Source organism: Mycobacterium sp. NGS62, from assembly GCF_059812285.1.
In genome coordinates this window covers 40720-52093 of sequence record NZ_JCALCK010000008.1, presented here as the reverse complement: position 1 = coordinate 52093, position 11374 = coordinate 40720, and the positions used below count along the sequence as shown (strand labels likewise).

At 65.2% G+C, this 11374-nt stretch carries 12 protein-coding genes and 2 riboswitches; of the genes, 7 read left to right on the top strand and 5 right to left on the bottom strand.

The features are described from left to right. Positions 1 to 2 precede the first annotated feature (2 nt). A complete protein-coding gene (locus AC5Y49_RS18550) occupies positions 3 to 677 on the bottom strand; it encodes a methyltransferase family protein (protein WP_499889638.1) in 675 nt (224 codons plus the stop codon). 57 nt (positions 678 to 734) lie between these two features. After that, positions 735 to 1427, bottom strand: a complete 693-nt coding sequence (locus tag AC5Y49_RS18545; protein WP_499889635.1) for a pyridoxine/pyridoxamine 5'-phosphate oxidase — start codon at positions 1425 to 1427, stop codon at positions 735 to 737. Between the two features lie 39 nt (positions 1428 to 1466). Beyond that, a riboswitch (ZMP/ZTP riboswitch) is annotated at positions 1467 to 1545 on the bottom strand. A 169-nt stretch (positions 1546 to 1714) separates the two neighbouring features. On the opposite strand from AC5Y49_RS18545, the gene AC5Y49_RS18540 reads away from it, so the two are divergent. The 5 genes from AC5Y49_RS18540 (at position 1715) to AC5Y49_RS18520 (ending at position 5259) form a co-directional block, all read left to right on the top strand. Then, the gene (locus tag AC5Y49_RS18540) at positions 1715 to 2155 is read left to right on the top strand and encodes an OsmC family peroxiredoxin (protein ID WP_499889633.1); all 441 of its coding nucleotides are present in this window, start codon (positions 1715 to 1717) and stop codon (positions 2153 to 2155) included. A 5-nt stretch (positions 2156 to 2160) separates the two neighbouring features. Beyond that, complete coding sequence (locus AC5Y49_RS18535) at positions 2161 to 2625, top strand: hemerythrin domain-containing protein (RefSeq protein WP_499889631.1); 465 nt, start codon at positions 2161 to 2163, stop codon at positions 2623 to 2625. Positions 2626 to 2678: 53 nt separating this feature from the next. Then, positions 2679 to 3266: a carboxymuconolactone decarboxylase family protein gene (locus AC5Y49_RS18530; protein WP_499889629.1), complete on the top strand. Its 588-nt coding sequence runs from the start codon at positions 2679 to 2681 to the stop codon at positions 3264 to 3266. Positions 3267 to 3317: 51 nt separating this feature from the next. Then, the gene (locus AC5Y49_RS18525; RefSeq protein WP_499889627.1) at positions 3318 to 4445 is read left to right on the top strand and encodes an NAD(P)H-dependent flavin oxidoreductase; all 1128 of its coding nucleotides are present in this window, start codon (positions 3318 to 3320) and stop codon (positions 4443 to 4445) included. Between the two features lie 165 nt (positions 4446 to 4610). Continuing rightward, a riboswitch (M-box (ykoK) riboswitch) is annotated at positions 4611 to 4779 on the top strand. A 258-nt stretch (positions 4780 to 5037) separates the two neighbouring features. Further along, the gene (locus AC5Y49_RS18520; protein WP_499889625.1) at positions 5038 to 5259 is read left to right on the top strand and encodes an Rv1535 family protein; all 222 of its coding nucleotides are present in this window, start codon (positions 5038 to 5040) and stop codon (positions 5257 to 5259) included. Positions 5260 to 5312: 53 nt separating this feature from the next. On the opposite strand, the gene AC5Y49_RS18515 is transcribed toward AC5Y49_RS18520, so the two are convergent. Beyond that, complete coding sequence (locus AC5Y49_RS18515) at positions 5313 to 6074, bottom strand: lipase family protein (protein ID WP_499889623.1); 762 nt, start codon at positions 6072 to 6074, stop codon at positions 5313 to 5315. A gap of 46 nt (positions 6075 to 6120) precedes the next feature. After that, on the bottom strand, positions 6121 to 6888 hold the full coding sequence (locus AC5Y49_RS18510; protein WP_499889622.1) for a chymotrypsin family serine protease: 768 nt from the start codon (positions 6886 to 6888) through the stop codon (positions 6121 to 6123). 126 nt (positions 6889 to 7014) lie between these two features. Between AC5Y49_RS18510 and AC5Y49_RS18505 the strand changes: the two genes are divergently transcribed. Further along, complete coding sequence (locus AC5Y49_RS18505) at positions 7015 to 7389, top strand: ACT domain-containing protein (protein ID WP_499889620.1); 375 nt, start codon at positions 7015 to 7017, stop codon at positions 7387 to 7389. Between the two features lie 234 nt (positions 7390 to 7623). Then, positions 7624 to 10728, top strand: a complete 3105-nt coding sequence (ileS, locus tag AC5Y49_RS18500) for an isoleucine--tRNA ligase (RefSeq protein WP_499889618.1) — start codon at positions 7624 to 7626, stop codon at positions 10726 to 10728. Between the two features lie 68 nt (positions 10729 to 10796). On the opposite strand, the gene AC5Y49_RS18495 is transcribed toward ileS, so the two are convergent. Further along, complete coding sequence (locus AC5Y49_RS18495) at positions 10797 to 11363, bottom strand: class I SAM-dependent methyltransferase (protein WP_499889616.1); 567 nt, start codon at positions 11361 to 11363, stop codon at positions 10797 to 10799. Positions 11364 to 11374: the final 11 nt, after the last annotated feature.

The following is an 11374-nucleotide window of genomic DNA, read 5'->3' as shown; positions in this document are numbered from 1 at the left end:
GCCTACCACATCAGTGGTACCAGGCGGTAGCGCGCCTTCTGCGTGTATTCGAGGTATCCGTCCAACTCTTCTCGGAGCAGCTTTTCTTCATCGCGGATGCGCAAGATCAGCACGATCACGCCGGGTATTACCAACACCAGCCCCCAGTAGGAGCCGAGCGCAAGAGGGAAGCCGACCATCGCGATCACGTTGCCGGTGTACATGGGGTGGCGCACCAGCCCGTACACCCCGGTCGAAATGAGCCGCTGGCCTTCCTCCACTCGGACGGTTGAGGCCGCGTAGCTGTTCTGGATGACCACCCACACCGTCAGTCCCAATCCAACCGACACCAGCACGTCACCCACCAAGCACAGCGCCGTCGGTACCGACGACCAGCCAAAGCGGTAGTCAAGCGGGCTCACCACGACCATTGCTGCCAGCGACAAGTACCAGCCGGCGATAACGACCTTCTGCGCGGTTCGGCTCTCCGCCGTGGGCCCCGCGCGCCTACGCCGCTGGTGCGCATCGGGATTCGTCTGCAGCAAGTAAACGCTGGGCACCCACGTCCACAGGACAAACAACGCCAAAAAAACCCATGCTTGCCAGTAGTTGAACGTGCCGGCTGCCGAAAACAGCACCAGGCCGAACACCACAAGTTCAACAAGCCCGAATAGCAGCACTTTAGCAATGTTTTTCACGCAACCGCCTTACCGTCCGACCGGTACCGCATGCTAACAGCGCACATCGTGGGGCCGCTACGGCCATAGGTGGCCCCGATCCCAACGTTCTCCGTTGCGCTGATAGCACAGTCGCTGATGGCGCCTGTCTGGTGCGCCCTCCCAGAATTCGACATAGTGAGGTTGCACGGCGTATGAGATCCATTCGTCCGGAACGAGATCGGGGTTATCACCGAGCTTGCGATGGGCCTTGTCGATCTCTGCCTCTAGCTCTGCGCTATCCGTCAGCGGTTGGCTTTGCCTGAGTGTCAATGCCATCGCGCGTGACCCTAACGGACGAGCCAGGAAGTCTTGTGCGCTCGCCTCGGCTCCATCATCGACGACTATGCCGCCGATCCGTATTTGTCGGACCAGAGTCGGCCAGTAAAAAGTCAAAGCCGCAAAAGCATTGGCCGACAGGTCGCGACCTTTTTGGCTTACCGAGCTGACGGCGAAATGCCACCCTTGCGCGTCGACGGCTTTGAGGATCAGTACCCGGGCCCGCGGTAGTCCTTGTGCGTCGACGGTTGACAGCGTCATTGCGTGTGGTTCGGGCACGGCGGCATCGACGGCGTGCTGCAACCACGTGACGAACAACGAGACCGGTTCTGCGGGAACATCGTCAGTGTTAAATCCTGGGCCGCTGCCAGTTAGGACAGGCAGGCTTCGAAGGTATGTGCGGCCACCGTCGTCCTCAGACCACTGCGGGCGGTCGCGATGCCGACGCGTCATGACACGATCGTGGTAGGCACGGCTTGACTCCTCCGATGTGAGGAGCACCCAGGCGGTCGATGCGTCCGAATTTTGGCTTCCCGGTGGTATGCCACCTGCGCCAGTCGCCAACCCTGCAAACCTTACTCGATGCCGAATTGCTCGCCAAGGACGTACGAATCGGCGCAAGCACAATCTGCACCTTCTCATCGCCGTCGGGGTGGGCTAGTGTTTACACAAGTCTAAGTTGTAAAAACCGCTGTCCTCCTGTCAGCGCGGGCAGCAGAGCTTTAGAGGAGTCGGTGCCGATGAGCATTGCCGAACGATCTACGACGACGACATGGGAAGGCCCGCTGGCACGTGGCGGCGGTGTCCTTTTTGAGGGGAGCAGCGGGGCGCTCGACGGCTTGGCGGTGAGCTGGGCGGCGCGTACCGAGCAGCCGGGCGGCAAGACCAGTCCCGAGGAGCTGGCTGCCGCCGCGCATTCGTCGTGCTTCGCGATGGCGTTGGCGCTGAAGTTGGGCGAGAACAAGACTCCGCCAGAGCGACTCAACGTCGAGTCCACTGTGACGCTCGACGAGGTGGACGGCCTCCCGACGATCACCACCTCCCGGCTCAAGGTGCGCGGCCGGGTGCCCGGCCTGGATGCCGGCGCCTTCGCGACCATCGTCGACGAGGCCGCTGCGCTGTGCCCGGTGTCGCGGTTGTTTGCCGGCGCCGAGATCAGCGTCGACGCCGAACTCGAGTAGGCACCGTGCCCAACCTGGCAGCAGCGCTGGAACGCGAACACCACGAAATCGACGCCGGCATCGCTACTTTCGTCGAAACGCTGGACGGCGGTGACGGGCAACCCGAACAGCTGCTCACAGCACTGGAAGCGCTGCGACGACACATTTATCTCGAAGAGGTGTTCCTGTTCCCGCCGCTACGCGAAGCCGGGATGGTGATGCCGATCTTCGTGATGCTGCGCGAACATGGCGAGCTGTGGCGCACCATGGACGAGCTGAGCGATCTGCTGACAGCCGGAACCGACAGCGAGGGGTTGGCGACATCCTGCCGCACGCTGCTAAGCCAACTCGAGCAGCACAATTCCAAGGAAGAACCGGTCATCTACCCACACGCCGACACCGGTCTGCCCGCCCACACCGCCACGGAGCTAGCCCGCTTCATCGAAAGCGGTAGCACGCCGGCCGGCTGGGTATGCCAGACCGCTGCCTGATTGACACGGGGGCTCCCACTGCCGATTGTTAGCGATGTGGAGGAGCAGCGCCAATGACCGAACCCCGCCTGCCGCTCTTGCCCGTCGCCGAGGCCAAGGCCGCCGCCGACGAAGCCGGTGTACCCGATTACATGGCCGAGCTCAACATCTTTCAGATGCTGCTGAACCATCCCAGCCTGGCCCGCGCACTCAATGATCTGCTGGCCACCATGCTCTGGCATGGTGTGCTGGACTCGCGGCTGCGGGAATTGGCGATCATGCGCATCGGCTGGCTCACCGCCTCCGAGTACGAGTGGACCCAACATTGGCGGGTGGCGCAAGGCCTCGGCATTTCAGCCGATGATCTGCTGGGCGTACGTGATTGGCAGTCCCACAACGGATTCGGCGGCGCCGAACGCGCGGTGTTGGCTGCCACCGACGACGTCGTACGCGACGGCGCGGTGAGTGCCGACAGTTGGGCCGCGTGCGAACGCGAATTCGGCGATCGCACAGAGCTCATCGAGTTGATCACCGCGATCAGCGCGTGGCGGATGATCGCGTCGATCCTGCACAGCCTGCGAGTCCCCCTGGAGGACGGCGTTTCCGGCTGGCCACCCGACGGGCGCGCGCCGAGCGGCCAGTTACGACACGCATCCGACTAAAAGCTGTGCGATAACTGGCCATTCGGCGGAGCTTGTCGTAGCGTCGTCGTCGTGCGAACCAGAGCCGCCGAGATGCTCGGCGTTGAGTTTCCGATCTGCGCATTCAGCCATTGCCGCGATGTGGTGGCCGCGGTGACCAACGCCGGCGGCTTCGGTGTTCTCGGTGCCGTCGCACACAGCCCGCAGCGGCTGGACAGCGAACTCAGTTGGATTGAAGAGCAAACCGGTGGCAAGCCGTACGGCGTCGACCTGCTGCTGCCACCTAAGTACGTCGGCGCCGAATCGGGCGGTATCGACGCGGGACAGGTGCGAGAGCTGTTGCCCGAGGAGCACCGCGCGTTTCTGGACGACCTGCTGGGCCGCTACGGCATCTCGGCGGCCAGCGACCAATCGAAGCCCCGGCCCACCGCCGGACTGAATGTGTCCCCGAAGGGCTATCAGCCGCTGCTCGACGTGGCCTTCGACCACGACATCCGCTTGATCGCCAGCGCGTTGGGTCCACCACCAGCGGATTTGGTCACCCGCGCCCACGACAACGACGTGCTGGTAGCCGCGCTGGCGGGCACGACGCAGCATGCCCTGCGGCACGCGGCCGCCGGCGTGGACCTGATTGTGGCTCAGGGCACCGAGGCCGGCGGCCACACCGGCGAAGTGGCGACGATGGTGCTGGTTCCCGAAATTGTCGACGCCGTTGCGCCACTGCCCGTTCTGGCCGCCGGCGGGATTGCCCGCGGCCGCCAGGTCGCCGCGGCGCTGGCCCTGGGCGCCGAGGGGGTGTGGTGCGGATCGGTGTGGCTGACCACCGAGGAAGCCGAGACGCCGCCGGTGGTCAAGGACAAATTCCTGGCCGCGTCGTCGTCGGACACGGTGCGCTCACGCTCGTTGACCGGCAAACCCGCGCGCATGCTGCGCACCGCGTGGACCGACGAGTGGGAACGGCCCGAAAGCCCGTCCCCGCTCGGCATGCCGCTGCAAAGCGCGCTGGTCGCCGACCCGCAGGTGCGCATCAACCAGGCCGCCGGCCACGCCGACGCCAAAGCCCGCGAGCTGGCGACCTACTTCGTCGGTCAGGTGGTCGGATCGCTTGACAAGGTGCAGCCGGCGCGGTCGGTGGTGCTCGAGATGGTGTCGGAGTTCATCGACGCCGTCGGGCACCTCGACGAGCTGGTCGATCGGTGAGTCCAACCGGTACCCGAACCCGCCGTCGAGCGGTTAGCCGCGACATGCCCGGTCTGGTTCGTAGTCGCGGCATAACCGCAGTTCACCGCATTCAGCGGTGGTTCAGCGAATTCACAGGTGTGTTTGAATTGACCCAGTCGGGGTCTTCATGCATCATCGGTTGGGTAAGCACCTCGTTAGGCGAGGCGTCTACATGGATACAGGCCACTGACCCCGAACGTCGAGAGACGCCCAGGGTCAGGACAGCTCCTCCCGGCTTAAGGGTTGAGCCCAAGTGGCTTCCGGATTCCGGATACGCCGTGTAGTGCCGAAGCTCTGACGAGTGGGGTGCGGGTTTCCCGAGAATCATCGGGTTCTGTACTCCTGCTTGCGCGCGAAATGTGCGGATAGCCGCACACCTACGGCCGCGAGGAGGTGAGGGACGCATGAGTTCCAGTGATAGTCCGGACCGATATCCGGGCTTTGTTTCGTCCCGATCCGGCCTCCGGCACGCCGCGCTCAGCTGAGCCAGCGCGTTTGCCTCAAGGCGCCGTTTCGGACGGGACATCCGAATCCTGTTGTTCCCGTTTGATTTTCCGCTTAGGAGGCGACCATGACCGCTGCACTGTACGACGAAGTGGTAACGGCAACGCAGACGCCGAAGCTGAGGGTGGTGCCCCAGCCGACGGCGGCGACCAAGCACGTCTCCAAGCAGTCCGATCGGCTATTCGCTGGTGACCCGCTAGTCGAGGGGGCGGCCCGGCTGCTGTCCATTCCGCTGCGGCAGCTCTACGCCGCACTGTGGCGGGCGGGCGTGCTGGAGATCAGCTCGTAAGAAGTTGTCGTCGCTCCCGGCGCTGAGGTGTCCGCCTCGGTTCCGGGAGCGTCTCATGTCTGGGCCGCGATGAGCGCGCTCAAGCCGTCGCGGTAGGCGACCAGGCTGTGGCGCCACCCGATGTCGATCGGACCGCCGCTGTCGACGGTGATTTGGCTGCCGACGTGCACGTACGGCGACGGCGGCACGTGCGGGACGATGTCGAGGAAGTTGACCACCCGAAAGCAGCTTTCGATGGTGGCGTTGAACGCCGCGGCGAAGTCGATCAGGCCGACGCGCGGCCCGGCGAACGTGATGAGTCTGGGTTCGATGGTGTTGGGCGGCATGTTCTTGAAAATGTCGGGTGCCGCAAGCACGGCCAGCGCCGCGCCGAGGCTGTGCCCGGTCACCAGGATCTGATCGCAGCCTGCGGTCGCGGCGGGCAGATCCGCGGCGATACTGGTGCGAATGGTCTCGTAGACATCCTGGAAGCCGTCATGCACCTGACCGAACCCGGCCAGCGGCCGATAGTTCTCGGGGACGGCGTCGAGATCGGCAACCCAATCGGCGACGTCCGAGGTGCCGCGAAACGACAAGAACGCGGTGCGGCTGGTGGTGTTGTGACCCATCAACCCGAAAATGTTGGTGTCCTTGGTCATTGCCGTGACGGCGGGATGCGGGTTGATCATCGCGGCCAGCACCACACCGCTGGCCTGGATCAGCGAGGTCTGCACGAATCCCGACGGCAGTGCCGGGGCACTGCCATCCATCACGGTGTATGCCGCCGTCGCCAGCGGCAGAACCACGTCGCGAGCAAACGACGCGTCGAAAGCCACACCGCAGTTTAAGGACGGCCGCCCCGGTTTCGTGGACGTTTGACGGCTACGGCTGGGCCGGTGTGGTGACGACCGTGAGCTGCCACTCGTCGAGCCACGGCTTGATGAGCTCGGCCACCGAGAACCGCGCCGACCTTTCGCAGCCCGGCTTGAATTCGTCGCCGTTGGAACCGGCGACCAGCACGCCCACCGCGGCGGCGGTGCCGTCGGGGCGAACGGTGTAGACCGGTCCGCCGGAATCACCGCACCCGGTAGGCGCCGCGAATGCGACCTTGCCGCCGCTGTTTTTCACGACCGGCCCGCAGACCTGCATTCCGGTGCGAACGCCGAGATGGCAGAGTTGCTCGCCTTCGGTGACATTGTCGTCGACGTCGGTCACCGCCATCCGGTCGGCGATATCCGACGTCAGCGGGATGGCGCCGGGGCTGTCCAGCGCGATGACCGCGATGTCGTGGTGTCCCCAGCCGTCGCCGTCGAACACCGTCGTCGCGAAGGTGCCCACCATCTCGTAGGTGTCGGTCACCGCATACGTGATGGCAGCTGTGCCGGGCCCGCCGGGACGGTTGCAGTGTCCCGCGGAGAGCATGCCGGGATGTCCGGTGCTCGACCGCACCAAAAACCCCGCGGTGCAGCGCATGCCACCTGAACCATCGGCGTAGGAGGCGGCGATCGCAATACCGGGACCAATGGCGGCGGCCGCGGGCAACGACGATTTCGTCGCGGGCATCGGTGTCGGTGGCTCAGGGGCGCTGTGCCAGCGCCAAAACGCCGCCAGAAGTGCGATGACGGCCCACAGCGCCACATTCAGCCGCACCGCCGCACCTCCTCCCACGCGGTTGGCGGGAAAGCATTGTGAGCATACCGAGCGCTGCTGTGCTTCCACCGGCGTCGGGATCCGCAGTAGCGTTGACGTACCCGAGCCGGTCCGAAGGGAGCGCGCATGGCCACCGATCTGATGCTCTATCTCGACGACGACCCAGGCGAGTTGGCCCAAGTCGGCGACGTGCTGGGCCAGGCAGGCGTCAACATCGCCGGCCTGTGCGCCGTCACCAGCGGGGGCGGGCAGGCCAAGGTTCATATCCTGGTCCACGACGCCACATCGGCATTCGAGGCCTTGCAGGATGCCGGCATCCAAATCGCCGAAGAGCAAGAGGTGATCGTGCTCGATGTGGAGGACCGCCCCGGCGCGCTCGGCGAGGCCGTGCACAAGCTGGGCGCCGCGCAGGTCAACCTGGAAACCGTCTACCTTGCGACCAACACCCGCCTGGTGCTGCGGGCCGACAATTTCGCCGGCGCGAGGGCGGCGCTGGACTGATTCGGATTTGCGTCCGCCCCGTACAATCGCTGCAGCGGCGTCGATCCGGCCATCACCGGGGAGCCTTCGGAAGAACAGCCCCTTCAGGCCCAGTAGAACCGAACGGGTAGGCCCGTCACAGCCGTCGTAGAGCGGTCGCGCTTCGGTGCGGCAAGCGGGGTGGTACCGCGGCGCTCGCGCCTACCGGCGCGTCCGTCGTCCCCGGCCAGAGACGTGGCACAGGGAGACGACGTTTTGACCTATCCGAAGCCGACCGGCGGCGCGCCCGACTTCCCGGCAGCAGAACTCGAGGTCCTCGACTATTGGGACCACGACGACACGTTCCGTGCCAGCATCACCCGCCGTGCCGACGCCGAGGAATACGTGTTCTACGACGGCCCGCCGTTCGCCAACGGCCTGCCGCACTACGGGCATCTGCTCACCGGCTACGTGAAAGACATCGTTCCGCGGTATCGCACCATGCGCGGATACAAGGTGGAGCGCCGGTTCGGCTGGGACACCCACGGATTGCCGGCTGAACTCGAGGTCGAGCGACAACTCGGCATCACCGACAAATCGCAGATCGACGCGATGGGTATCGCCGCGTTCAACGAGGCCTGCCGCGAATCGGTGTTGCGTTACACCGACGAATGGCAGGCCTATGTGACCCGCCAGGCCCGCTGGGTCGACTTCGACAACGACTACAAGACGCTGGATCTGTCCTACATGGAGTCGGTGATCTGGGCGTTCAAGCAGTTGTGGGACAAGGGCTTAGCCTACGAGGGCTATCGGGTGTTGCCGTACTGCTGGCGCGACGAGACGCCGCTGTCCAACCACGAGCTGCGGATGGACGACGACATCTACCAGAGCCGCCAGGACCCGGCGCTCACGGTCGGGTTCCGGGTGTCCGACGGGGAACTGGCCGGCGCTTACCTGCTGGTGTGGACGACGACCCCGTGGACGCTGCCGTCCAACCTGGCCGTCGCGGTCAATCCCGAGGTCAGCTACGTGCAGGTGCAGGTCGGTGACCGGCGGGTGGTGCTGGCCGAGGCCCGGTTGGCCGCATATGCGCGAGAATTCGGCGACGAACCCGAAGTGCTGGCCCGGTATCGCGGAGCCGAACTGGTGGGTCTGCGGTATGTGCCGCCGTTCCCGTATTTCATGGACTCGCCCAACGCGTTTCAGGTGCTGCCCGGCCAGTTCGTGACCACCGACGACGGCACCGGGATCGTGCACATGGCCCCGGCCTACGGCGAAGACGACATGGACATCGCCGCCCTGGCCGGCATCGTGCCGGTGACACCCGTCGACGCCAAAGGCCGCTTCGACGCCACCGTCCCGGACTACCAAGGGCAGCACGTCTTCGACGCCAACCCACACATCATCCGCGACCTGAAGAACGGAACCGGCGCTGCGGCGGCCAACGGCGCGGTGCTGATCCGCCACGAAACCTACGAGCACCCCTACCCGCACTGCTGGCGCTGCCGAAACCCGTTGATTTACCGGGCAGTGTCGTCGTGGTTCATCCGCGTGACCGAATTCCGGGACCGCATGGTCGAACTCAACCAACAGATCACCTGGTATCCTGAGCATGTCAAGGACGGCCAGTTCGGCAAGTGGCTGCAAGGAGCCCGCGACTGGTCGATCTCCCGAAACCGCTACTGGGGCACCCCGATTCCGGTGTGGGCCTCTGACGATCCGGCCTACCCGCGCGTCGACGTCTACGGCAGTCTCGACGAGTTGGAACGCGACTTCGGGGCGCGCCCGGATAACCTGCACCGCCCCTACATCGACGAGCTCACCCGGCCTAATCCGGACGACCCCAGTGGGCGCTCGACGATGCGGCGTATCCCCGACGTGTTCGACGTGTGGTTCGACTCCGGGTCGATGCCCTACGCCCAGGTGCACTACCCGTTCGAGAACGAGGACTGGTTCGACACCCACTACCCGGGCGATTTCATCGTCGAATACATCGGCCAGACCCGCGGCTGGTTCTACACCCTGCACGTGCTGGCCACTGCGCTGTTCGACCGGCCCGCGTTCAAAACCTGTGTGGCACATGGGATCGTGCTGGGCTCAGACGGTCAGAAGATGAGCAAGTCGCTGCGCAACTATCCCGACGTGTCCGAGGTGTTCGACCGCGACGGCTCCGATGCGATGCGCTGGTTTTTGATGGCGTCGCCGATTTTGCGCGGCGGCAACCTGATCGTCACCGAACCCGGTATCCGCGAGGGCGTGCGCCAGGTCATGCTGCCGTTCTGGAATGCCTACAGCTTCCTGGCGCTGTACGCGCCGAAAGTCGGGAGCTGGCGCACTGACTCGCGGCATGTGCTGGACCGCTACATCTTGGCCAAGCTGGCGGCGCTGCGCGAGGACCTCACCGCGGAGATGGACGTCTGCGACATCTCCGGCGCCTGCGAGCAGCTGCGCCAGTTCACCGAAGCACTGACCAACTGGTATGTGCGGCGGTCGCGCCAGCGGTTCTGGGAGGAGGACGCCGACGCGATCGACACCTTGCACACTGTGCTGGAAGTGACCGCGCGGCTGGCTGCGCCGCTGCTACCGCTGACCACCGAAGTTATCTGGCGCAATATCACCGGCGAACGCTCGGTGCACCTCACCGACTGGCCGGCCCCCGGCGAGGTGCCCGCCGACACCGACCTGGTTGCCGCCATGGACCTGGTCCGCGAGGTGTGCTCGGCCGCGTCGTCGTTGCGCAAAGCCAAACAGCTACGGGTGCGGCTGCCACTACCGAAACTTACTGTGGCCGTCGATGATCCGTCGCAACTGGAGCCGTTCACCGACCTGATCGCCGATGAGCTCAACGTGAAAAGCATCGAGCTCACCGAGGACATCGCCCGCTACGGGCGATTCGAGCTCACCGTCAACGCCCGGGTCGCCGGACCGCGGCTAGGCAAAGACGTGCAGGCGGCCATCAAAGCGGTGAAAGCCGGCGAGGGCGTCGTCAACGACGACGGCACGCTGACCGCCGGGCCGGCGGTGCTGCAGCCCGAGGAGTACAGCTCCCGGCTGGTGGCAGCGGACCCGGAGTACACCGCCGCGCTGCCCGACGGCGCCGGCCTGGTGGTGCTCGACGGCACGGTCACCCCTGAACTGGAAGCCGAAGGCTGGGCCAAAGACCGCATCCGCGAGCTGCAGGAGCTACGCAAGTCGACCGGCCTCGACGTCTCCGACCGCATCAGCGTGGTGATGTCGGTGCCTGCTGAGCGGGCCGACTGGGCACGCGCACACTCGGAGCTGATCGCCGGCGAAATCCTGGCCACCAGCTTCGAATTCGGCGAGCCCGTCGATGCTGTGGAAATCGGCGACGGCGTGCGGGTATCGCTGACCAAGGTCTAGCACCGAGATCGACGCTAGCGCTGGATTTGTCACGATTTTTGGCGCTAGCGTCGATCTCGGCGCAACAGCTAGGCCTTGGCCGCGCGCCAGCGTAGTCGACGGCGATTAGCATCCACGTCGACATCGTCAAAACCCGCCGCGCGCAACCGGTCCGGCAGGGTGTCCGGCGACACCGGGTTGCAGGTGTCGCGGAAATGCAAAATCGAGAACAGGGTTGACGCCGCGCTGTCACTGCCCGCGAACACTCCGCCAGGCCGCAGCACCCGAAACGCCTCAGCGAACAACTGGTCCTGCAACGCTGGTGTCGGCACATGGTGCAGCATCGTGAAACACACGACCGAGCTGAACTCGTCGGACGGCAGCCCGGTGTCGGTGCCATCCCCGTTGATGATGCGCGCCTGCTCGCCGTACCGTCCTTGCAACCGCTGCGCCATCGGCGGGTCGATTTCCACGGCGGTGTAGTGCGGGGTCTTGTCGATCAGCACCCGGATGTTGGCGCCGTAACCCGGTCCGATCTCGAGCACGTTGTCGCCCAAGTCGATGTCGCCGAGCACCCATGGCAGCAGCCCGTCCTCGACAGCTTTGAAGTAGCGGGTCGAGCTGCAACACAACCGGTGACACAGATTCATGGCCATGGATTCAGACG

Excerpts from the sequence above, each read along its gene's own strand:
- AC5Y49_RS18545 (WP_499889635.1), bottom strand. The coding sequence starts at position 1,427 with ATGACGCGTCGGCATCGCGACCGCCCGCAGTGGTCTGAGGACGACGGT.
- AC5Y49_RS18520 (WP_499889625.1), top strand. The coding sequence starts at position 5,038 with ATGACCGCTGCACTGTACGACGAAGTGGTAACGGCAACGCAGACGCCG.
- AC5Y49_RS18505 (WP_499889620.1), top strand. The coding sequence starts at position 7,015 with ATGGCCACCGATCTGATGCTCTATCTCGACGACGACCCAGGCGAGTTG.
- AC5Y49_RS18540 (WP_499889633.1), top strand. The coding sequence starts at position 1,715 with ATGAGCATTGCCGAACGATCTACGACGACGACATGGGAAGGCCCGCTG.
- AC5Y49_RS18495 (WP_499889616.1), bottom strand. The coding sequence starts at position 11,363 with ATGGCCATGAATCTGTGTCACCGGTTGTGTTGCAGCTCGACCCGCTAC.
- AC5Y49_RS18530 (WP_499889629.1), top strand. The coding sequence starts at position 2,679 with ATGACCGAACCCCGCCTGCCGCTCTTGCCCGTCGCCGAGGCCAAGGCC.